The 22,683-nt window shown below is 36.5% G+C and carries 19 protein-coding genes (1 of these 19 only partly in view); 9 read left to right on the top strand and 10 right to left on the bottom strand.

Annotation, left to right across the window (positions count from 1 at the left end):
• Positions 1-3,041, top strand: the 3' portion of a protein-coding gene (locus MHB70_RS02805) for an efflux RND transporter permease subunit (RefSeq protein ID WP_061530700.1). The gene continues 4 nt to the left of window position 1, outside the view; the window shows 3,041 of its 3,045 coding nt (coding positions 5-3,045); its start codon lies beyond the left edge, outside the window; the stop codon is at positions 3,039-3,041.
• 221 nt (positions 3,042-3,262) lie between these two features.
• On the opposite strand, the gene pstA is transcribed toward MHB70_RS02805, so the two are convergent.
• From pstA to MHB70_RS02785, 3 genes are all read right to left on the bottom strand, one after another.
• The gene (pstA, locus tag MHB70_RS02795; protein ID WP_000994143.1) at positions 3,263-4,183 is read right to left on the bottom strand and encodes a phosphate ABC transporter permease PstA; all 921 of its coding nucleotides are present in this window, start codon (positions 4,181-4,183) and stop codon (positions 3,263-3,265) included.
• Positions 4,184-4,185: 2 nt separating this feature from the next.
• Entirely contained in the window at positions 4,186-5,076 is an 891-nt protein-coding gene (pstC, locus tag MHB70_RS02790) for a phosphate ABC transporter permease subunit PstC (protein WP_000676684.1), read from the bottom strand.
• Positions 5,077-5,146: 70 nt separating this feature from the next.
• On the bottom strand, positions 5,147-6,049 hold the full coding sequence (locus MHB70_RS02785) for a phosphate ABC transporter substrate-binding protein PstS family protein (RefSeq protein WP_000245101.1): 903 nt from the start codon (positions 6,047-6,049) through the stop codon (positions 5,147-5,149).
• A 511-nt stretch (positions 6,050-6,560) separates the two neighbouring features.
• On the opposite strand from MHB70_RS02785, the gene MHB70_RS02780 reads away from it, so the two are divergent.
• From MHB70_RS02780 to MHB70_RS02770, 3 genes are read left to right on the top strand one after another with little or no spacing between them, the layout of a single operon-like run.
• The gene (locus MHB70_RS02780; protein ID WP_000252995.1) at positions 6,561-6,818 is read left to right on the top strand and encodes a FeoA family protein; all 258 of its coding nucleotides are present in this window, start codon (positions 6,561-6,563) and stop codon (positions 6,816-6,818) included.
• The gene (locus tag MHB70_RS02775; RefSeq protein ID WP_000064958.1) at positions 6,815-7,537 is read left to right on the top strand and encodes a FeoB small GTPase domain-containing protein; all 723 of its coding nucleotides are present in this window, start codon (positions 6,815-6,817) and stop codon (positions 7,535-7,537) included. Before MHB70_RS02780 ends, MHB70_RS02775 begins: the two co-directional genes overlap by 4 nt.
• Positions 7,515-8,915: a nucleoside recognition domain-containing protein gene (locus tag MHB70_RS02770; protein ID WP_000443614.1), complete on the top strand. Its 1,401-nt coding sequence runs from the start codon at positions 7,515-7,517 to the stop codon at positions 8,913-8,915. Before MHB70_RS02775 ends, MHB70_RS02770 begins: the two co-directional genes overlap by 23 nt.
• A 338-nt stretch (positions 8,916-9,253) precedes the next feature.
• On the opposite strand, the gene MHB70_RS02765 is transcribed toward MHB70_RS02770, so the two are convergent.
• The 7 genes from MHB70_RS02765 to MHB70_RS02735 all read right to left on the bottom strand — a co-directional run bounded on the left by MHB70_RS02765 (position 9,254) and on the right by MHB70_RS02735 (position 16,795).
• Entirely contained in the window at positions 9,254-10,420 is a 1,167-nt protein-coding gene (locus MHB70_RS02765) for a Ger(x)C family spore germination protein (protein WP_000681643.1), read from the bottom strand.
• The gene (gene gerLB / locus MHB70_RS02760) at positions 10,404-11,528 is read right to left on the bottom strand and encodes a spore germination protein GerLB (protein ID WP_000801989.1); all 1,125 of its coding nucleotides are present in this window, start codon (positions 11,526-11,528) and stop codon (positions 10,404-10,406) included. The genes MHB70_RS02765 and gerLB overlap by 17 nt, the downstream gene beginning before the upstream one ends.
• A complete protein-coding gene (gene gerLA, locus MHB70_RS02755; RefSeq protein ID WP_000504267.1) occupies positions 11,529-13,007 on the bottom strand; it encodes a spore germination protein GerLA in 1,479 nt (492 codons plus the stop codon).
• Between the two features lie 101 nt (positions 13,008-13,108).
• Positions 13,109-14,581 (bottom strand): sodium:solute symporter family protein, encoded by a 1,473-nt coding sequence (locus tag MHB70_RS02750; protein WP_000125692.1) that lies wholly within the window; start codon positions 14,579-14,581, stop codon positions 13,109-13,111.
• Positions 14,578-14,775 carry a DUF3311 domain-containing protein gene (locus tag MHB70_RS02745; RefSeq protein ID WP_000719865.1) on the bottom strand — a complete coding sequence of 66 codons (198 nt, stop codon included), beginning with the start codon at positions 14,773-14,775 and terminating at the stop codon, positions 14,578-14,580. The genes MHB70_RS02750 and MHB70_RS02745 overlap by 4 nt, the downstream gene beginning before the upstream one ends.
• Before the next feature lies 1 nt (position 14,776).
• Complete coding sequence (locus MHB70_RS02740; protein ID WP_061530699.1) at positions 14,777-15,952, bottom strand: amidohydrolase; 1,176 nt, start codon at positions 15,950-15,952, stop codon at positions 14,777-14,779.
• A gap of 132 nt (positions 15,953-16,084) precedes the next feature.
• Positions 16,085-16,795: a C39 family peptidase gene (locus MHB70_RS02735; protein WP_000734486.1), complete on the bottom strand. Its 711-nt coding sequence runs from the start codon at positions 16,793-16,795 to the stop codon at positions 16,085-16,087.
• 377 nt (positions 16,796-17,172) lie between these two features.
• Here MHB70_RS02735 and MHB70_RS02730 point away from each other — a divergent pair, with 377 nt between their 5' ends.
• The 5 genes from MHB70_RS02730 to qoxD all read left to right on the top strand — a co-directional run bounded on the left by MHB70_RS02730 (position 17,173) and on the right by qoxD (position 22,642).
• Positions 17,173-18,588 carry an amino acid permease gene (locus MHB70_RS02730; RefSeq protein ID WP_001076086.1) on the top strand — a complete coding sequence of 472 codons (1,416 nt, stop codon included), beginning with the start codon at positions 17,173-17,175 and terminating at the stop codon, positions 18,586-18,588.
• 282 nt (positions 18,589-18,870) lie between these two features.
• Positions 18,871-19,746, top strand: coding sequence for a cytochrome aa3 quinol oxidase subunit II (locus MHB70_RS02725; RefSeq protein WP_001176160.1), 876 nt, complete (start codon positions 18,871-18,873; stop codon positions 19,744-19,746).
• Positions 19,747-19,779: 33 nt separating this feature from the next.
• Complete coding sequence (qoxB, locus tag MHB70_RS02720) at positions 19,780-21,714, top strand: cytochrome aa3 quinol oxidase subunit I (protein WP_000762376.1); 1,935 nt, start codon at positions 19,780-19,782, stop codon at positions 21,712-21,714.
• Between the two features lie 13 nt (positions 21,715-21,727).
• Entirely contained in the window at positions 21,728-22,330 is a 603-nt protein-coding gene (gene qoxC / locus MHB70_RS02715; protein WP_000729314.1) for a cytochrome aa3 quinol oxidase subunit III, read from the top strand.
• Positions 22,331-22,642: a cytochrome aa3 quinol oxidase subunit IV gene (gene qoxD / locus MHB70_RS02710; protein ID WP_000531386.1), complete on the top strand. Its 312-nt coding sequence runs from the start codon at positions 22,331-22,333 to the stop codon at positions 22,640-22,642. It abuts the gene before it with no gap.
• The last annotated feature ends 41 nt before the right edge of the window (positions 22,643-22,683 follow it).

Genomic DNA, 22,683 nt, shown 5'->3' with positions numbered 1-22,683 from the left:
ATAGGTTAACAAAATTTTCATTAAAAAACCGAGCTGCTATTATTATCATGGTTTTTCTCATTTCCATACTCGGTGTTTATTCCGGCTCTAAATTACCTATGGAATTTTTACCAAGCATCGATAACCCTGCAATAACTGTCACAACATTATCTCAAGGGCTCGATGCTGAAACGATGACTAAAGACGTAACTGATCCCCTTGAAAAACAGTTTCGTAATTTAGAACATATTGATGGCATCATTTCCTCCACACACGAAGGATTATCACGCATCGACATTGCATATACATCCAAGGCAAATATGAAAGATGCAGCACGCGAAGTCGAAAAAGCAATTAATACGATTAAATTACCTAAAGATGTAACTAAACCTGTAGTTAGCCAATTAAATACTTCTATGATTCCACTCGCTCAAATTACCATTCAGAAGCAAAATGGATTTTCAAAAGCTGACGAAAAACAAATCGAGAAAGAAATCGTACCACAACTCGAAAGCATTGATGGTGTTGCCAATGTCATGTTTTTCGGAAAATCAACTTCCGAATTATCCATCGTTCTTGATCCTAACAAACTAAAAGATAAAAACGTAACATCAGAGCAAGTATTAAAAGTTGTACAGGGAAAAGAAACTTCCACTCCCACTGGAGCAATTACTGTTAATAAAGAAGAATACAATCTTCGTGTCATCGGGGAAGTAAAAAATATAAATGAGATTAAAAACATCACCGTAGCACCTCAAGTGAAATTGCAAGATATTGCTCAAATTGAACTGAAACAAAACTACGATACAATATCACACATAAACGGAGAAGAAGGAACAGGATTAATCATCATGAAAGAGCCGAGTAAAAACGCGGTTGCAATTGGAAAAGAGATTGATAAAAAAATTAAAAACATAAGTAAGCAATATAAAGATCAGTTTTCTATTAAACTTTTAGCCTCAACTCATGAACAAGTTGAAAATGCTGTTACTAGTATGGGAAAAGAAGTAATCCTTGGCGCAATCGCCGCTACTCTAATTATCTTAATCTTTTTGCGTAACTTCCGAACGACACTCATCGCTGTTGTCAGTATTCCATTATCTATTTTATTAACACTCTTTTTACTACACCAATCTAACATCACACTTAACATTTTAACTCTCGGTGGCTTAGCAGTTGCAGTTGGACGTCTCGTCGATGATAGTATCGTTGTCATTGAAAATATTTTTCGCCGTTTACAAAAGGAACCTTTCTCTAAAGATATTATTATCGATGCAACGAAAGAGGTTGCCGTCGCAATCACTTCTTCTACTTTAACAACGGTCGCTGTTTTTTTACCTATCGGCCTCGTATCAGGAGTAATCGGAAAATTAATGTTACCTATGGTATTAGCAGTTGTATATTCAATCCTTTCTTCTTTAATCGTCGCATTAACAGTTGTTCCACTTATGGCTTTTTTACTACTCAAAAAAACAAAGCATCGCAAGCCGAGCTCTTCACCACGATATGTAGCTACATTAAAGTGGGCTCTTTCTCATAAATTTATTATTCTACTAACTTCATTTTTATTATTTGCGGGATCAATCGCTGCATATATATTACTACCAAAATCGAACATAAAGTCCGAAGATGATACAATGTTATCCGTTAATATGACGTTTCCAGCTGATTATAATTCTGAATCTCAAAAACAAAAAGCCTTTGACTTCGAAAAGAAACTACTCTCTAATCCTGATGTAACAGATGTTATTTTACGAATGGGATCTAGCGCAGAAGATGCACAATGGGGGCAAACGACTAAAAATAATCTTGCCAGTATATTTGTAGTCTTCAAAAAGGGGTCTAATATCGACCAATATATTAAAGACTTAAAGAAAGATCATAAATCTTTTGAACCTGCCGAACTTGATTATATAAAAACGAGTTATTCAAGCTCTGGTGGGGGTAACAATTTACAATTTAACGTAACTGCTACTAACGAAACGAATCTAAAAAAAGCCGCTAACATCGTCGAAACAAAACTAAAGAGTATGGATGCTCTCTCTAAAGTAAAAACGAATTTAGAAGACTCTAAGAAAGAATGGCAAATTCATATTGATCAAACAAAAGCCGAACAATTAGGTTTAACCCCAGAATTAGCAGCACAACAAGTAGCATTCCTTATGAAGAAATCGCCTATTGGTGAAATTTCAATTAACAATGAAAAAACTACTATTATGATAGAGCACAAAAAAGAAAATATTAATAAACAAACAGATATTTTAAACGCAAACATACTGTCACCTATTAACGGACCAATTCCTTTAAAGGACATTGCAACTATTTCAGAAAAACAACTTCAAACAGAAATTTTCCATAAAGACGGAAAAGAAACAATTCAAATTACTGCTGAAGCCTCAAGTGAAGATTTAAGTAAAGTAAGCGCAGAAGTAAACAATGCGATAACCAACTTAGATTTACCTAGTGGAGCAAAAGTAAATATCGCCGGCGCCACTGAATCTATGCAAGAGAACTTCACAGATTTATTCAAAATCATGGGGATTGCAATTGGGATTGTATATTTAATTATGGTTATCACCTTTGGGCAAGCGCGTGCTCCTTTTGCAATTTTATTCTCCTTACCATTAGCTGCTGTCGGTGGTATTTTAGGATTAATCATTTCAAGAACACCTGTCGATATAAATTCTTTAATTGGCGCATTAATGTTAATTGGGATTGTCGTCACAAATGCAATTGTATTAATAGAAAGAGTGCAACAAAATCGAGAAAATGGCATGGAAACAAGGGACGCCTTACTAGAAGCTGGGTCCACGAGACTTCGTCCAATTATTATGACAGCTGTAACAACAATCGTTGCTATGCTTCCTCTCCTATTCGGTCAATCTCAAGCAGGGAGTATGGTATCAAAAAGTTTGGCAGTTGTTGTAATCGGCGGTTTGGCAGTTTCAACTGTTCTTACATTAGTAGTCGTTCCTGTTATGTACGAATTACTGGATAAAATCGGTAGAAAAAGACGTTCACGCAGAAAAATCAGTACTTCTACAGAAACACCTGATATTTAAAGTAAAAAGGCGTTATCTTCACGAATGAAGATAACGCCTTTTCTTTACCTACCCATATAATCCATCCTTCTTTTGCGCATATCGCTCTATAGGTTGACCAAAGTCTACAATAAGATATTCGTTATTTGAAGGTCTTTTACTCCCCCCTTTATATCCATTTCTTCTATATTAAAATACAAAAAGAACCCCCTACTTATAAATAGAGAGTTCTTCTTTATAACTTATGCCGCTTTTACCTTCTTCGTCGTTTTACTTTTTCTTTTCGTTCCTGTAAAACGCTTATGCAATACAGATGCTATCAAGCGTGAAATAACATTGAATAGTAATACCATAATAATTAATACAGCTGCAGATTTTGTCGCAATCAACTTCGCATCCGGGATAATCCCTTCAGAATTCAACTTCCAAATATGAACCGCTAACGTTTCAGCTGGTCTAAATGGATTTAAAGGATGCGCAGGACTTGAGAAGTCCGCTGCTGAATTTAAAATTGGAGATGTTAAACCCGCTGTGTAAATTAATGCCGCTGCTTCACCAAATATACGGCCAGCCGCTAAAATAACACCTGTAATAATTTGCGGTAATGACGACGGGATAATAATACGCGCGATCGTTTGCCACTTTGTCGCACCTAATCCAAGACTCGCCTCTTTTACATTATGAGGAACTTCTGAAATCGCATTTTCACAAACACGCGTTAAACCTGGTAAGTTTAAAATAGTTAAAGCTAAAGCACCACCCATTACCGTGTATCCCCAGCCTGTCATTGTAACGAACACTAACAAACCGAATAAACCAACAACAATAGAAGGTAAAGACGCCATTGTTTCAATACATAAACGAACAAAACTTAAAAATCGACCTTGTTTTGCATACTCCGCTAAATATATTCCAGCACCTAATCCAAGAGGAATAGATATAATAAGCGTTATAACAAGCATATAGAAGGAATTGAATAACTGCGGACCAATCCCACCACCAGCTCTTGTATTGCTTGGTTCTCCAAACAAGAAATTAGGATCCCAAAATCCCCATCCCTTTTGTAAAATTTCAAACACTAAGAACACTAGTAAAGCTACAACTAAAGCCGCAACCGCATAAAAGATACCTGTCCAAACTTTATTTACCGTTCTTGCATTCATTATTATCGCTCACCTCTTTGACCAATCGCTCGAATTACTAAAATAAACAGGAATGAAATAACAAGCAAAATCATCGCTAATGTCCATAGCGCATTGTTCCAAGCCGTTCCGTTCAATGTATTCGTCATATCCATTGTCAGAATACCCGTTAACGTTGCTGTTGGACTATATATTCCTTCTGGTAATTTAATCGTGTTCCCGATTACCATTTGAACCGCTAACGCTTCACCAAAAGCACGCGCTAATCCTAAAACTATACCTGTTAAAATCCCCTGTTTTGCAGCAGGAACGATCACTCGACTAATCGCTTGCCATTTCGTTGATCCTAGACCATAAGAAGCTTCTAAATAATCAAATGGAACAGAGCGTATTGCATCAGAAGCGATACTAGCAATAGTAGGTAATATCATAATACTTAGGACAATAATACCCGCAATTAAACTAAAGCCCACTCCTCCAAACGAATCACGTAATAGTGGCACTAAAATCGTAACCCCTAATAATCCGTATACAACTGAAGGAATACCAACTAATAGTTCTAAAACAGGCTTCAATACTTTATTTCCGAACTTCGGCGAAATTAAATTCATGAATATAGCAAGAGCTATAGCAATTGGCGCACTAATAATAACTGCACCTATCGAAACCAATGTTGAACCTATAATAAAAATTACAGCTCCGAAGGTTCCTTCGTCAGCATTCGGATTCCATTTTGTCGATGTTAATACCTCAGTAAATGAGATACCACTTTGCGTAAAAGATTGAATTCCTTTACCACAAATAAACGCAATAATAGCTAATGTAACTAAAACAATAAAAATACCACAAAACGTAACGAGTGATCTTCCTATATATTCACTCTTTACGTAATTTATTTGTTTTTTCCCCTTCATCACAGGACAGACCCCACTTCATAAATTGAAATGAACAGGACTGACCTTGCAGCCAGCCCCATAAATTTTATTACTTATTTAATTTAGACATCGGAATGTAACCCATATCTTCTACTTGCTTTTCGAAATCTTTACCTTTTACATAGTCAATGTAAGCTTTTGTTGCTTCTTTTGCCTCACCTTTTGTTACCATGTACTCGTAAGACCAGAATGGATATTTACCAGTAGCGATGTTCTCAACTTTTGGTTCAGATCCATCAATTTTAACCGTTTGTAGCGCGCCTTTTTTCTCACCAACCATGTAAGACATTGCTAAGTAACTCACTGAACCTGGAGTAGAGTTAATCGCTTGCTCTACAGCACCATTAGAATCTTGTGTCGTACCAGTTCCATCATTAATTTTCGCGTCTTTCATCACTGTCTTTTCAAAAGTAGCACGTGTACCAGATGAAGCTGGACGGTTAATTACGTTGATTTTTTCGTCTTTCCCGCCAACCTCTTTCCAATTCGTTACTTTTCCAGTGAAGATATCTTGTACTTGTTGTACTGTTAAGTTATCAACTTTTACATCTTTATTTACGACAAGCGCGAATGCGATACCCGCAACTTTGTTATCTACTAATTCTTTTGCTTTATCAGCATCTTTTATTTTATCTCCAGATGGAACATCCGAATTACCAATTTGTACTGCACCAGATGCTACTTGGTTAATCCCTGTTCCACTACCGCCACCTTGAACTTGAATAGAAACTTTTGAATTTTTCTCCATGAATTTCTTTCCAGCTTCCTCTGCAAGAGGTTGAAGCGCTGTAGAACCTGCAGCTGCAATCGTACCTGACAATTCTTGTTTTGCATTATCGCTTCCTTTAGCATTATCTTTACTAGCTGTATCTTCTGCTTTCCCACATCCAACTAATGCTCCTGCTACCACTAAAGCTGCTAAAGAAAATTTAATACCCTTTTTCATAACCATGTCTTGTACCCCCATTTGGATTATCACTTTTCACATTCGTCTACTTTTTTCGAACACAAATTCATTGTAGGACAACAATATTATGTGAGTGTTAAGCAATTTTTAATTTTAAGTAAATGGCGATAATAATCCTAAAAAGCTAGGAATCCCAACATTTGTAGTTACAGAACCCAACAAAATCCACACTAAACGAGCTGTAATGTAAATTTATTCTTAATAATGTAAACTCAATGTAAATGTTTTTCTTTCTTTTCACCTTTTAGTTAAAAATACATTTACAAATCCACTATATTTTTAACTTTTACAATCTCATTTTATTTACATTAAACAGAATTTCAGTATTTTTTTTTAGTACAACTAAATAAATTGGAACAATTCTAAAAATAATTGAATATTTTTAAAGTACTAATTGACAGCATCATTCAATGTAGTCTACTATATTAGTAGCAAAAAGTTTACCTAAGGAAACTTTTTAAACTTAAACTAACAATATAGAGATGAGGTAACTTTTATGGTATCGGCTAATACAAGACCACTTTCTGCATTTAAAACAGGAGAGTTTGTACAAATTGAGAAGATACAATTAGAAGGAACTATGAAACGACGTTTATTAGATCTAGGGTTTATCCCTGGGGCAACGATTAAAGTATTACAGCGCAGTCCACTTGGAGATCCGGTCGCTTATCAAGTAAGCAATACAACTATTGCACTGCGTAAAGAAGAAAGCTCCCTTATTTTCGGGGTATTAATAGGAGATGATTTCAGATGAGCAACCACCGTATTGCTTTAGCTGGCAACCCGAATACCGGGAAAAGTACATTATTTAATACTTTAACAGGCTTAAAACAACATACTGGAAACTGGACGGGAAAAACTGTTTTAAAGGCCGAAGGGGAATATGAACATAACGGAAATAAATATACATTAATAGATTTACCTGGAACTTACTCACTATATTCAAATTCTGCGGATGAAGAAGTGGCGAGAGATTATATTATCTTTGAAAAGCCAGAAGTCACTGTAGTTGTTATAGACGGAACTGCTATGGAGAGAAATTTAAATTTAGCACTCCAAGTGATGGAAATGACGAGCAACGTAGTTATTTGTATTAACTTAATTGATGAAGCTGAGAAAAAAGGCATCGTTATTGATGAAAAGAAATTAGCAACATCACTCGGTGTACCGGTAGTAAAGATTTCAGCTCGAAACCGAATTGGTATCGGGCATTTACTAAATGTCATCGCTAAAGTAGCAAATAAAAAAATAATTCCAACACCAATTAAAATTACTTACAGCGAAAAAATCGAAAATATGATTCAGGAATTAGAACCACAAATTTATAAAGTGTTCGGTGATGTGTATCCAGCACGCTGGATTGCGTTACGTATATTAGATGGGGATAAAAATTTCTTAACTACACTTCAAAAACACCATAATGAACCACTTGTAAGGGAGGTCGTAATAAATGGAATCTCACTCAGCCAGTAAAGCTCTTCCATTGGACTATATTATTCAACATGCACAAACACTATCAAAAGAAGATATACGAGATGATATTGTCGGAGATATTTACCGAACATCTGCAAGCATATGTAAAGAATCTGTTCAATATACAAATACTGATAAATTGTATCGTTCTGAAAAACTAGATAAAATTTTCACATCTCCAATTTGGGGATTTCCAATTATGCTAGGCATTTTATCTATTATCTTTTATCTTACAATTGCAGGCGCTAACGTACCATCTGATATGATTGCTGAGTTTTTTGGATGGGTCGAAGGATATTTAACATCTTGGTTCCAAGCAATGCATTCACCTGAATGGTTACATGGTATTTTAATACTTGGTTTATTCCGTGGTATCGGTGCTGTTATTAGCGTTATGTTACCACCTATGGCAATCTTTTTCCCTATGTTCGCACTATTAGAAAACTACGGATACTTACCACGTGTTGCGTTTAATATGGATCGTTTATTTAAGCGATCTGGTGCTCATGGTAAACAATCTTTAACAATGGCAATGGGATTCGGTTGTAATGCAGCTGCTATTATGTCAACGCGTATTATCGAATCGCCACGTGAACGTATGCTTGCTATCTTAACAAACAACTTCGTTCCATGTAACGGTCGCTGGCCTACGTTAATTTTAATGGCTTCACTATTTATGGCTGCTGGTTATACAGGTAGTATGCAAACATTTGTTACCGCTGGCGTTGTAGTTGGAATGGTTGTAATTGGTGTTATTATGACGTTAACCGTTTCTTGGGTACTATCGAAAACAGCTTTAAAAGGCGTTCCAACTCACTACACACTTGAGTTACCACCGTACCGTAAGCCAAAAATTTGGAATACAATTGTACGTGCAACACTCGATAAATCCATCTATGTTTTAAAACGAGCTATAGTTGTAGCTGCTCCTGCGGCTGCATTAACTTGGTTACTCGCTAATATTTTCATCGGTGACACAAGCCTGCTTATGTATTTTGTAAACTTCCTAGATCCATTCGCTAAAATGTTAGGACTTGACGGCTTTATTCTAGCTGCATTCATTCTTGGACTACCAGCTAATGAAATTGTTATTCCGATTTTATTAATGTCTTACTTATCAACTGGATCTTTAACTGAAATAGATGATTTTAATCAGATTAAAAATCTATTCTTAGAAAACGGTTGGACTTGGTTAACAGCGTTAAACACAATGTTGTTCTCCCTTCTTCATTTCCCGTGCGGAACGACACTAGTTAACATATATAAAGAAACAAAAAGTGCAAAATGGACATTCTTATCGTTTGCAATCCCTACCGTTATCGCCATTGTTGTTACATTCCTCTCTACACAATTGGTACATTGGTTAGGGCTTGTATAAAGTGAAACTTTACTCATTAGGGGCTTGTACACGCCCTCACTAATCAGGCGTGTACGGGTAGTTGACTTCCTATCTAACATCTTGTTCCCACCGAATTTTTTAGGTAAAAGTCTTACTGCCCATTAACGCGGGAAAAAACAAAGCATACATAGAAGGTATCCCCCTCCACATATGCTTTGCGCGAAAGAAACCTGAAAATCATTCAGGTTTCTTTTTTTCTTTCCACGGCTGCGCCCCATACGTTGTGAGTTTTTTATGGATGAAGTATATGGTTCCCGGAAGAACCGCCATTAATATCGTGCAACTAATTCCTAATCCAGTAAACAACTTTCATCACCTTATTTCACTCTCTTCGGTAAAGCTGAGCCTGAATGTTCAATTATCGGATGAACATGAACAGTAATTTCAGCATCACTAAAATAATTCTGACCTTGATCCCAATTCTTACTTATTTTTTTCCACTCTTTATAATTATGTCTCTTATACACTTCCCCTAATTCTAATACATCTACCTTATATTTTTTTTGAACAAGCTTAATCGATTTTTGGATGCGTTTCTCCATTTCCTCCGAAATATCCTTCTCTAAACGCTTTTCATTCAACACCTTTTTATGATCACTAAAGTGCAACTCCGCCAATGTCCCTTCCAGAGATATGTGAATATCAAATTTTGGTTTTGTAGCATTCGTTGTAGATACTTTAATTTTCCGACGCAGCTTATGAATTTCATATGTAATAAGTTGATCCTTTTTACGAATGGTAAAAAAACCTCCAATTTTTTTACCTATTATATAATTCATCCCTAATGTTTCTTCCCCCCCCAAAATACCTACACACTTATTATCCTTCCCGCGAAACAGCGCTGCCCCGTTCATTTGTACCCCTTGTTTTGTTAGTTCGAGAATAGGTAATACAAAACTCCGATTGGAAATCATCTTTTCCTGGACTTCACCAATTCTTGCAGCCTCAATCATTTGGGCATTTTTCGGAGGATGTTCAGCTAACATATCGATATACTGCGCTGGCAAATTTTCAGGCTTGGCACTCTGCTTTAAAATAGCTTCTGCATTTTGCTTAGAAACGAACAAACGAATATTCCTTCTCATTTCATGATCGCGAATATATACATCTAACGTATTTTGCAAAACATATGGATTCGCTAGTAAATCTTTAGAAAAAATAATCACTTGTATATGCGGAAAGAATAATGAACGACTAATTTTTTTGGCGATAATTCGGATTTGCTCAAAGACACTATCTGCTTTCGCACTAACATTAATATAATTTTCGCCATCTCCATCACCTTGTCCACCTTGTTGCGACAATTTACTGGGGAGTACCATCTGATACGTCCCTTTCATAATTGGATTTGCTTTCTTTGCCTTTACAATATCGTAAGCTGCACCTACTACAAATCCTCTTTCTTCTATTTCTTCTAACTCAGAGCACCCACTTATAGATCCAGCTAAAACCATAACCATTATTATTTTAAGAAGGTGTTTCATTTTTACCATTCCTTCTTTTTATTTTATATACAATAAAAACTAACAAAGGCGCTAACACGACAAACCCCATATCTACCCAAGCTAAATAAGTCCCATAACTTGACAATTCCTTCAAATTACTAGGTATCATATTCACCATAAAAATAATCGGGGCACTTACAAAAATGAAAATATGCTTCTTCACTTTCGGAAACATAGCACAAAATAATAAAGATGCGACGTCATAATACATTGCTGTCGTGTTATAAATAGTAATAATCCAAGTAGTAAAAAAAATTGCATCAAATCTTTCTAAAAACCCTCCACCAATCTCAATCTCTTTCCCTAATTCAATTGTTGGATATGTCAATCCACGTGTTGTCATATATGTAAAAACACTAATACAAGTTACATAAATTAAAATGTATGACAATACGTTCACCATCACTGCTTTTGCAACTGCCATTGGCGCTTTTTTCGCTGTTTTATCGTTCAACAACACAGCATAAAACAGAGCTACCTCAAATCCGATGAATGTAAAAATAGAATTTTTAACTCCTACAGCATATTGACTGACATTCGTTTGAAAAGCCGGTAGTAAATTATCTATTTCCATTAAGTTCACATTCAATAAAGAAAGAAGCACTATCGCAATTAAAACAATTGGCAAGAATAGAACATTTAACCTTAATAAAGCCGCTCTCGATCCAGCTACTCCATAAATAACAACTAATAAGAAGAAGAAAGACAATAGCTGTATTGGTGTATCACTAAATAAATATGTTTGTGAAATAACCGCAATCATTCGCGATTCATATGCTGTCAAAGCTGCAAATGTTAATACTAAGATGCTACTAATTGTGTATGCAACAGGTTTCGTCAAATGCGCACTCGTATATTGAACAAAGTTTTGTTTTGGGAATAAAATAGCTACCCTCGTTACAAACCAACCTAAAACCGCACATATCAATCCACCCAAAAGTAAAATAATCCAACCGTCCGAAAATAAAGTTTGATCAGCAATATCTCTCGGCATAGACAATGCCCCTATACCAATAATGGTTGACGATACCGCAAACCCAATTTCCCGAGATCCAATCTCTTCATCGCCATACTCAAATGGTTTCAATTATTTTCGCTCCTTTGGACGTATTGTAGAATCTTTTGTTTGCAAATATTCCGGTCTCTCTTTCAACATCGATTTTGGCATACGAATAAGTTCTTCTTTCCAATCTCTATAAAATGCAGGAGCAATAGGCGTTGTATAAGGAATACCAACACTCTTTAAATTCGTAATATGAATCGCAAGTGAAATAAGAGCTAAAATGATTCCGTACAATCCAAAAGCAGTTGCTGCTAATACAAAAACAAAAAGTAAAATGCGAAACGTAATTGTAATGCTATATACAGGCAGTGAAAATGTAGCAATTGCAGTAACTGCAATAATAATAACTAAGAACGGGTTTACAATTCCTGCATTCACCGCCGCTTCCCCAATTACAAGACCGCCTACAATCCCAATTGTTTGTCCCATCGGTTTTGGCAATCTAATTCCTGCTTCTCGTATTAATTCCATCGTTAATGCCATCATTAATGTTTCAATATATGCCGGAAATGGTACCCCTTCTCTGGCTCCCGCAATAGAATAAGCTAGTTTAGATGGGATAAGCCCTTGATGATATGATACAAGTGCTACATACATAGCTGGTAGCAAAACTGCCATTATACCAGAAACCATCCGTAAAACTCTCAATAACGTTCCAATCACCCAGCGCTCATAATGATCTTCGACAGATTGAAAAATATCAACAAATACAAGTGGAGCTATAAGAGCAAACGGTGATCCGTCCACCAAAATAGCCGCCTTTCCTTTCGCTAATGAAGCCACAATATTATCAGGCCTTTCCGTATTTAAAAACTGCGGAAAGGGTGACAAATTATTATCTTGAATTAATTGCTCAATCGTTCCCGTCTCAAAAATGACATCTGTCACTATGGATTGAAGACGCCGATCTAGTTCTTTTACAATATACGGGTTAATAATATCTTCTATATATACTAAGGTTACTTCTTTCTGCGATCGTTTCCCCATAATATAAGATTGAAACCGTAACTTCGGATCACGTAAACCACGGCGAATTAACATTTTATTTACATTAATATCTTCATTTAACCCAACTCTTGGTCCACGTATTAAATCTTCTGTCACTGGAGGCTCTAGACTTCTTTTCTCCCAAGCTCTACTGTTAACAACAATAGCCGTTTGAATATTATCAATTAATATAACTGTATCTCCCGCTAAAATCGCATTTATAATATCCGGAAATGTTGTTTTCATACCGACTTCTGCGATAGAAATAAAGCGATCCAATAACGTTTGAACAATAGCTGCTTCTTTTTGTATTTCTTCATATTGAAGCGTACGAACTACATATTTATAAACATTATCCTTATCTGTTAACCCACATAAAAAAATAACAGCGCAGCGCGTTAAACTGCCAGCAAGAGCAACTTCTCTAATTGTTAAATCATTAGGTGAACCTAACTCATCTCTTATTTTCTCCATAACTTCAAACAAGTTACCTTCTAACTCTAACAATTCCCCCACCTAACTTCCTTTTCAACAAGTTTTTAGTTAGATTCCGCTAATAGAAGAAAATATATACAAAAAAGAGCTATCTCTTTTCAAAGATAGCTCTCGTGCACAGGTTATTTTTCTACTATTATATTGTCTGTTTTTATAGATACTCTTTTCGTAATCCCACTCACTACAAACATCACAATCATATTCATTAATAATGCGATTATACCTACGTTTAAATCTTTTATATACTGCGGGAAACTCGGAAACATCGTAGCTATAGTAGAACCAGATAAAGTAATATATGCAACAACTAACAGACCAATCGCCATTCCTACAATCGCCCCTTGCTTCGTAATAATTTGACGCGGAAACAAACTACATACAAGTGCAGGAAAAAGTTGCGTTACAATACTGTATCCCATTAAAAGGAGAGCTCCTATTGTTTCTCCTCCTTTAAATGTAAATAAAACTGCTATAAACGTTACTACAGGCACAAATAATTTTGCTACTTTGGCCACTTGTCTATCTGAAGCAGATGGGATCATCGTTCGGTAAATATTTTTCGCTAACAATGTAGACGCGGCCATAACAAGCATGGACGCTGGAACTAATGCCGTTAATACCCCAGCACTACCAATAATTCCAATAAACCAAGGATCAAAAGTTTGTAAAGCAAGACGGAATAATGAAAGATCTACATCTGCTCCCTTTAATCCAGGAACTTGCAGGATAGCAGCAAACCCTGCAAAAAATACGAAAAGTAAAACTAAAGAGTACAATGGCATAATTGCCGCATTTTTACGAAATACTTTTTCATTTTTAGCAGAGAAAGCAGAAGCAAATGTATGAGGCCACATATAAAAACCTAGGGCCGTTAATATAATAGTAGAAACAAACCAAGAAATACTCATCCCTTCTTCAGGTAAAGATAAAAATCCTGGTTTCGCAGCTTCTACAGCTTCGAACATCGGCTGAAACCCTCCGTAATAATGATACGGTAAATATATACCTAAAAACATAACAATAAACAGGATCATAATGTCCTTCAAAGCGGCTGTCCAAGCTGATCCATGTATACCTGAAACCATTACATATATAGTTATAACAATAGCACCAATCCATACTGCAACAACAGGTGATACCCTTCCATAAGAAGCTTCTGAAACGATAATCCCCAATCCCTTCAACTGTAAAACAAGATATGGGATGATGGAAACAACACCAACAATTGAAACAATCAATCCAAGCGCTTTACTTCTATATTTCTTCGCAAAAAAATCTGGCTGTGAAACAAGGTTATGTTCTTTCGCATATTTCCAAATTGGCGGTAATAAGAAATACGATAAAATATAAGCTAGTGCGCCATAACCTAAAATATAAAAAGTAGGCGCTCCTTTACTATACGCCCATCCACTTCCTCCTAAAAATGTGAATGTCGTATAAATTTCGCCTGCCATAAGGAGAAATACGAAAATCGTTCCAAATCCTCTTCCTCCAACTGACCATTGCTCTAAATTCATATCTTTTCCACGCTGCGCCCGAATACCTAAAAATAGCGCTAGAAATAAGAATAAAATAATGATAAATAATGCTGTCATTCCATATCCCCCTTATTAGCAGGATCGAATACGTACACAATACCCATACAAAGAGAGGTAATAAGCACCGATAATAATACCCAAAATAATAAAAATGGCATCCCTAGTACGTAAGGAGTGACCGAATTTGCAAATACTGGTCCAACTACTAAACAAAGAACGGGAATAAGTGCTAGCACGTGTATTTTCTTCATCTCATTCTCCTTTATTTATGAAATTCATAATGGATGATACAAACACTTCCACGCCAATCGACAGTGCATCTTCGTCAATCGTAAAACGAGGATGGTGATGAGGATATATAATCCCCTTCTCTTTATTTCCTGCTCCGATAAAAAAGAATGTCCCTGGTGCCTTTTGTAAAAATGCTGAAAAATCTTCTCCAGCCATCGTTGGTTGTAAACGAACAACCCTGTCTCGTCCATAAAGTTGCAATGCCGTGCGTTCAATAAGCTCTGTAACTTCATAATCATTTACAACTGGTCGGTATCCATATTCATAAGAAAATGTATATTTCGCTCCGTAAGATTCTGTAATATACTTTACAATCTGTTCAATCTTCCCCTCTGTTTCTTCTCTCAACTCATGTCTTAAACTCCGCACTGTTCCTTCAATTTCCGCTTGTTCTGGAATCACATTATGGGTTGTCCCGGCATGAAATTGCGTAACAGATACTACGAGAGAATCTAACGGATTCGTGAGGCGAGATACAATTTGCTGAAGTTGTGAAACAACTTGTGTACCGATTGCAATACTATCAATAGTTTCATGGGGGATTCCAGCATGCCCACCCTTGCCCTCAATCGTAATTTTAAAAACATCCGGCGCAGCCATTGCCGCACCATAAATTACACCTATTTTACCAACCTCTAACGATGCCCACAGGTGAGCACCAATAATATAATCCACACCTTCCATTACCCCCGCTGCAACCATTTCCTCTGCGCCACCAGGAAAATTTTCTTCTGCATGTTGGAATAGAAAACGAATCTCCCCTTTAACCTTCTCTCTTTCCTCTACTAACTTATGTACCACACCAAGTAATATCGCCATATGTCCATCGTGACCACATGCATGCATCACACCTTGATATGTCGAAATAAAATCAAAATCATTTTCTTCATGAATAGGAAGAGCATCCATATCAGCCCGGACCGCAATTGTTTTACCGGGCTGTTTACCTACTAACTTTGCCATCACACTATATTGAGTCGGTCGTGACACTTCTAAATATGGGATTTTTTGAAGTATGTCGAACACAAACTGCGATGTTTTCTCTTCTTGAAAAGATAACTCTGGATACTTATGAAAATGCCTTCTCCACTCAACCAACTGATCTTTTGACAAAACAAGTTCCTTTGCAACATCCATTTCTCTTCTCTCCTTCTTCACCAAGTTAAATGTTATTATAACGCGAATTATTAACTTTTAAAAGAATATTCCGAATTTTCCGTGTTATAGACTTAAAAATAAAAAGCCATCTAAAAGATGACTTTTTCCTTATTACAAAATAGTAATTGCTTGTTTTCCCATTTGCTCCCAAGCTTTCTCAAATTCCGCTCGTGGAACAGCCAAACGTGGATTGTTTTTAAGAGGATCATTTACATATACAAAGTTTTGATCATATCCAATTACTACTGCACTATGCTCATAATATGTAATTTTCACTTCACCTGAACTCGTATTCCATGTTTCAAAACTACTTTCAGCTAGTGGCTTAAACGTTGTATTAATAATGACCCATACTGGAGATCCAGAACTAATTACTTTATATATATCTTGCATGTCTCTACCTGTTAAATTAATTACTTTTTCAGGAACATATTTTTCTGCTAAATTAAAGATTGGTTGATTATATACACCATATCCAGGTTCAGCCTTCGTATAAATGTTTCCAACGAACCCCTCATAAGGATTTCCACGCAAACCATTTTGTTCAAATGGAACACGATGGATTTCGCTAGCAAGCTGCATCTTATCTACTTGTACACCTTTATATTGCAGTAACATAGCCAAACTTGTCACTTCACATCCACGAGGTAATTCTGGTAATTGTTTTATAAATGGAACATCTTCAATCATAGCTGATTCTTTCATTTCAGATAGAAAATCTAAGCGTAGCACTTGCGCCTTTTGTATAATTTTATCTTTCCCTATAAAAAACGCGGCCGCAAGTATAATCCCAAAAACAAAAAGATATTTTAACTTTTTCATTATAAACAAAACTCCATTAATTATTATTTTACAGACACAACTCTTATCATTGTACCCTTCTTCTAACTAGTTTGCTAGAAAGATTCTGTGAATTATTATTCACATTTATATCGTTATAAAATTCTAATTATTTTTAATAAAAAGAAAAAACGATATACTTTTTCGGAACATTTTGCTAAAATCGAAATTATTAACATAGTGAAGATATCACCTTGTTAATAAACATTCTTAGAGTATTTAGTCATAGTTCGTTTTTTACATACTCAATTCATTTCATAACAAATAAATTGAGTATGTGTCACATCCCCCGCTAATGATTAAACACTCAGAATGAAAACCAGTTAATACATACAAGAAAATAACGGGGTGAGGGGCATATGAATCAACAAGTAGAACAAACAAATTTAAAACGTACAATGAAAAGTAGACACTTATTTATGATCGCACTTGGTGGCGTTATTGGAACTGGACTATTTATGGGATCTGGTCAAATCGTCCATAACGCTGGACCTGGTGGTGCAATTCTTGCATTTTTAGTCGGTGGATTTGTTATGTATTTAACGATGTTATGTCTTGGTGAATTATCCGTTGCTATGCCAGAAGCAGGTTCGTTCCAAAGCTATGCAAGCAAATTTATTTCACCTGGTTTTGGATTTGTTGTCGGTTGGATGTATTGGTTAAATTGGGCTGTTACAGTTGGAGTAGAGTTAACAACTGTAAGTATTTTAATGAAACGATGGTTTCCAGACGTTTCTTCGTGGATTTGGTGCGTTACATTTGCAGCAGCACTTTTTCTTGTGAACGCTCTATCAGCAAAGGCATATGCAGAAACAGAATTTTGGTTCGCAAGTGTAAAAGTTGCAACAATTGTTATTTTTGTCGTACTTGGTGGTGCAGTTATGTTTGGTCTACTAGACTTTAACGGAAAACCCGCTCCAATGCTTCACAATTTCACTGAAAATGGCGGGCTATTTCCAAATGGTGCATTAGCTGTTCTTCTTACGATGATTACAGTAAATTACTCCTTCCAAGGAACAGAATTAATCGGAATTGCTTCAGGAGAAAGTGAAAATCCTGAAAAAACAATTCCAAAAGCAATTAAAAACACAATTTGGCGAACTCTATTCTTCTTCGTCCTAGCAATATCAGTTGTTGTAGGGTTACTCCCATGGCAAGAGGCTAATCTAGTCGAAAGTCCATTTGTACTTGTATTTGATGTAGCTGGTGTTCCATATGCAGCAGACATTATGAACTTTGTTATTATTACAGCCGTATTATCCGTAGCTAACTCTGGTTTATACGCAAATTCTCGTATGCTTTGGGCGATGGCAAAACAAGGAATGGCAAGTCCAGCTTTTACGAAGTTAACTAAAAAAGGGGTACCACTGAATGCACTCATTTTCAGTCTTATTTTTGCAAGCCTTTCTTTATTAACAAGCGTGTTTGCGGCAGATACTGTCTTTCTAGTTTTAACATCTATTGCAGCAATGGCGGCCGTTGTCGTTTGGATGTCAATCGCGGCTTCACAGTTTTTCTTCCGTAGAAATTTCGTAAAAAATGGCGGCGACATAAATGACTTAAAATATCGTACACCGCTCTATCCAGTAGTTCCAATCGTAGCGTTCTCACTCAACTTTATTACATTTGTTAGTTTAGCTTTCATTCCAGATCAGAGAATTGCTCTTTATTGCGGAATTCCATTTATGATTATTTGCTACATTTTATACCAAGTTAAATATAAAAAAGTTGTCACATTTGAACAGAAAAAAAGTATAACTCAGGGAATAAACTAAATATACAAAATATTCAGCTATCTTTCTTATAATAAGATAGCTTTTTTCTATTTATTGGATATCTTGGTATAACTTTATTTATCTTAAAATTTTCACAATCACGTTTTTCTCTGGAAAATAGTTTACAATATAATCAAGTTACAAATGATATTCACCTTAAAAAGTGTGCATTTGTGTCTATTTTTTAACAATATCTCAAAAACTATTGCCTTCTATAAATTAATAGGTTTATATTGTTTTATTGGCATAGTTTCAATCCAAGGAGAAAGGAGATTTTCAATCGTGCAACTAAAGAAAGCATTTTGGAAGTTGGCTTCGCTTCTTCCGTTATCATTACTTCTGTTCCTCGGTGGCTGTGATAAGAAACTCGCAGTATTAAATCCGCAAGGACCTGTTGCAAAAGCACAGTATGATTTAATTGTTTGGTCATTCTTGCTTATGTCATTAATTATCGCAATTGTATTCATCCTGTTTACAGTCATCTTGATTCGTTATCGTGAAAAACCAGAGAATATGGACTACGAGCCACCTGAACAACACGGTAACACATTATTAGAAATTATTTGGACGCTTGTTCCTGTTATTATCGTTATCGCATTATCGATCCCAACAGTAAAAGCAACTTATGCTTCGGAAGAGGTTCCGGAAGAGTCCAAACATATTAAACCAGTTGAAATTTATGTTACATCTGCAAACTGGAAATGGTTATTCAGTTACCCAGAGGAAAAAATTGAAACCGTTAACTATTTAAACATCCCAGCTGGTGTACCAATTCAATTCAAACTGACTTCTGTCGGCCCAATGAATGCTTTCTGGGTACCAGAACTTGGTGGTATGAAGTACACAATGGATGGCATGATTATGGATCTTTATTTACAAGCTGATAAGCCAGGTTCTTACCTAGGCCGTAGCGCGAACTTCTCTGGTGAAGGATTCACTCACATGGAGTTCGAAGTTGAAGCAAAAACAAAAGAAAAGTATGACAAGTGGGTAAAAGAAGTACAACAAACTGCTCCTAAACTAACAGAAGATAAGTACAACGAAATTGTTAAACCTGGTGTAGTTGGTCGTATGACATTCTCTAGTCATCACTTAAGTTATGTAGATCCAAAATCACTTGAATATTGTGATTACAACTACTACAAAAACAAAAAATAATAGCTATTATTCCAACAGATTGGAGTGAACACAGTGAAGCTTGATGAATTCTTTGTCACAGGTGACCCGATTATTTACGGTGCAGACGCTTCTATCGTTCTTGTGACATTAGCAATCATTTTCGTACTAACAAAGTATAAAAAATGGAAGTGGCTTTGGGATGAATGGTTGACAACTGTTGACCATAAAAAAATCGGAGCCATGTATATTATTTCTGCGGTTATCATGTTATTCCGTGGTGGTATGGATGGTTTAATGATCCGTGCACAATTAACATTCCCAGAAACAACTTATTTAAACGCTGAACACTATAACGGAATCTTTACAACACACGGTACAGTTATGATTCTTTTCATGGCGATGCCATTCGTTATGGGATTAATGAACCTTGTAGTACCATTACAAATTGGTGCTCGTGACGTTGCATATCCGTTCTTAAATGCTTTAAGTTTCTGGTTATTCTTTGTCGGAGCAATGTTATTTAACATCGCTTTCGTAATCGGTGGTTCTCCAGACGCTGGGTGGACTTCTTACTTCCCAATGGCAGGTACAGAGTTTACTTCTGGTGTAGGAAATAACTACTACGCAATTGCATTACAGATTTCAGGTCTCGGTACGCTAATGACCGGTATTAACTTCCTTGTTACTATCTTAAAAATGCGTACACCTGGTATGACTTTAATGAGAATGCCAATGTTTACTTGGTCAATCTTAATTACAACAATTATCATTATTTTCGCTTTCCCAGTATTAACAGTTGCTCTTGCATTAATGACATTTGACCGTCTATTCGATGCTCACTTCTTTACGATGGCGAGCGGCGGTATGCCGATGTTATGGGCCAACCTGTTCTGGGTATGGGGTCACCCTGAAGTATATATCGTTATTTTACCGGCATTCGGTATTTTCTCTGAAATCATTAGTACATTCTCACGTAAACGTCTATTCGGTTACAGTGCGATGGTATACTCAATGGTTGCAATTTCTTTACTAAGTTTCGTCGTATGGCTTCATCACTTCTTCACGATGGGTGCAGGTCCAGCGGTTAACTCATTCTTCTCGATTTCGACAATGGCGATTTCGATTCCAACCGGGGTTAAGATCTTTAACTGGTTGTTTACACTGTATAAAGGACGTATTCGTTTTACAGTTCCAATGCTCTGGTCATTGGCATTTATTCCAAACTTCGTAGTCGGTGGGGTTACAGGGGTTATGCTTGGAATGGCAGCAGCTGATTATCAATACCATAACAGCTACTTCCTAATTGCTCACTTCCACTACGTATTAATCGCAGGTACAGTATTCGCTATGCTTGCTGGATTCACATTCTGGTATCCAAAAATGACTGGTCATATGTTAAATGAACGCCTAGGTAAATGGACATTCTGGATCTTTATGAGCGGATTCAACATCTGTTTCTTCCCAATGTACTTCTTAGGTTTAGACGGTATGACTCGTCGTATGTACACTTACTCTGAAAGTCTTGGATGGGGATGGCTAAACCAAATCGCATCTGTTGGTGCGGTAATGATGGGTATCGGCTTCCTACTTCTTTGCTACAACGTAATTTGGAGTGCACGTCACGGTGAACGTGACACAACTGGAGATCCATGGGATGGTCGTACACTTGAATGGGCAACTCAATCTCCTGTACAACATTACAACTTCGCGAAGCTTCCTGAAATTAAAGAAGCTGATGCTTTCTGGTACATGAAAAAACGCGGAGAAACAGTTACACCAGCAGCAGAAGATTTAAAACCAATTCACATGCCAAGTAACTCTGGTGTGCCTATTATTGCGTCTTTATTCTTCGGTCTTGCAGGTTTCGCATTAGTATTTAGCTGGTTCTGGCTTGCAGCAATCGGCGGCGTTGGTATTTTAGCTTGCTTAATCTATCGTTCATTCGATTACGACGATGGTTACTACGTAAGTGTTGATGAAATTAAAGAAACAGAACATATAGCATGAGAGGTGAAATGACATGGCGGCTTTAGATAAAAGCTTACCTTTGGAATATCAATCCGAACAAAGCAGATTGAATATCCTAGGATTCTGGATTTTTCTTGGGGCTGAAATTATGCTGTTCGCAACACTTTTCGCCTCTTATCTAGTCCTTGCTGGTCGTACGGCAGATGGCCCAACTCCAGCACAACTGTTTGAACTTAAAACGCTTTTAATTCAAACATTACTACTTTTAACAAGTAGTTTCACATGTGGTATCGTAATTCACGAAATGCGTAAGCACAACCAAAAAGCAATGCTTGGATGGTTCATCCTTACATTACTTTTAGGTGCAGGTTTCCTATTCTTTGAAATCGAAGAGTTCATTATGTACATCGGTGAAGGCGCAACAATTCAAACAAGTGCGTTCCTATCTGCATTCTTCGTTCTTCTTGGAACGCATGGTGCCCACGTAACAGGTGGTATCATTTGGGCAACTTGTGTTATTATCCAAATTTTAAAACGAGGTTTAACACCAGTTACAGCTCGTAAAGTATTCATTATCAGCTTATACTGGCATTTCCTTGATCTTGTTTGGGTCTTTATTTACACACTAGTTTACTTGAACGGGATGGTGGCGTAAATGGGTCAAAATAACAACCAAGCAAACGGGCATGCGCATAGCGGATTCCCTTGGTCACACGTTTTCGGATTTATTTTATCGCTTGCACTAACGTTTCTAGCGTTATACGTGGCACTTTACACAACATTACCACTTTCAACAGTCTTAACAACTATTATCATAATGGCTGTTGCGCAAGCTTTATTACAATTAATTATGTTCATGCATTTAAAAGAAGGAGAAGGAAGAGTCCAAATTCTTACAATGATATACAGTTTCTTCGTTGCAACTGCAACAGTTGGTTTAACTGTATGGATCTTCTTCTCAATGTAATGTACATGAAAAAGACTGCTGAGATTCCTCAGCAGTCTTTT

The organism is Bacillus sp. FSL M7-1020, from assembly GCF_038050415.1.
GTDB lineage: Bacteria > Bacillota > Bacilli > Bacillales > Bacillaceae_G > Bacillus_A > Bacillus_A toyonensis.
This window is presented reverse-complemented; position numbering and strand designations above follow the sequence as displayed.

Excerpts from the sequence above, each read along its gene's own strand:
- pstA (WP_000994143.1), bottom strand. The coding sequence starts at position 4,183 with ATGAATGCAAGAACGGTAAATAAAGTTTGGACAGGTATCTTTTATGCG.
- pstC (WP_000676684.1), bottom strand. The coding sequence starts at position 5,076 with ATGAAGGGGAAAAAACAAATAAATTACGTAAAGAGTGAATATATAGGA.
- MHB70_RS02785 (WP_000245101.1), bottom strand. The coding sequence starts at position 6,049 with ATGGTTATGAAAAAGGGTATTAAATTTTCTTTAGCAGCTTTAGTGGTA.
- MHB70_RS02780 (WP_000252995.1), top strand. The coding sequence starts at position 6,561 with ATGGTATCGGCTAATACAAGACCACTTTCTGCATTTAAAACAGGAGAG.
- MHB70_RS02775 (WP_000064958.1), top strand. The coding sequence starts at position 6,815 with ATGAGCAACCACCGTATTGCTTTAGCTGGCAACCCGAATACCGGGAAA.
- MHB70_RS02770 (WP_000443614.1), top strand. The coding sequence starts at position 7,515 with ATGGAATCTCACTCAGCCAGTAAAGCTCTTCCATTGGACTATATTATT.
- MHB70_RS02765 (WP_000681643.1), bottom strand. The coding sequence starts at position 10,420 with ATGAAACACCTTCTTAAAATAATAATGGTTATGGTTTTAGCTGGATCT.
- MHB70_RS02750 (WP_000125692.1), bottom strand. The coding sequence starts at position 14,581 with ATGACAGCATTATTTATCATTATTTTATTCTTATTTCTAGCGCTATTT.
- MHB70_RS02745 (WP_000719865.1), bottom strand. The coding sequence starts at position 14,775 with ATGAAGAAAATACACGTGCTAGCACTTATTCCCGTTCTTTGTTTAGTA.
- MHB70_RS02740 (WP_061530699.1), bottom strand. The coding sequence starts at position 15,952 with ATGGATGTTGCAAAGGAACTTGTTTTGTCAAAAGATCAGTTGGTTGAG.
- MHB70_RS02735 (WP_000734486.1), bottom strand. The coding sequence starts at position 16,795 with ATGAAAAAGTTAAAATATCTTTTTGTTTTTGGGATTATACTTGCGGCC.
- MHB70_RS02730 (WP_001076086.1), top strand. The coding sequence starts at position 17,173 with ATGAATCAACAAGTAGAACAAACAAATTTAAAACGTACAATGAAAAGT.
- qoxC (WP_000729314.1), top strand. The coding sequence starts at position 21,728 with ATGGCGGCTTTAGATAAAAGCTTACCTTTGGAATATCAATCCGAACAA.
- qoxD (WP_000531386.1), top strand. The coding sequence starts at position 22,331 with ATGGGTCAAAATAACAACCAAGCAAACGGGCATGCGCATAGCGGATTC.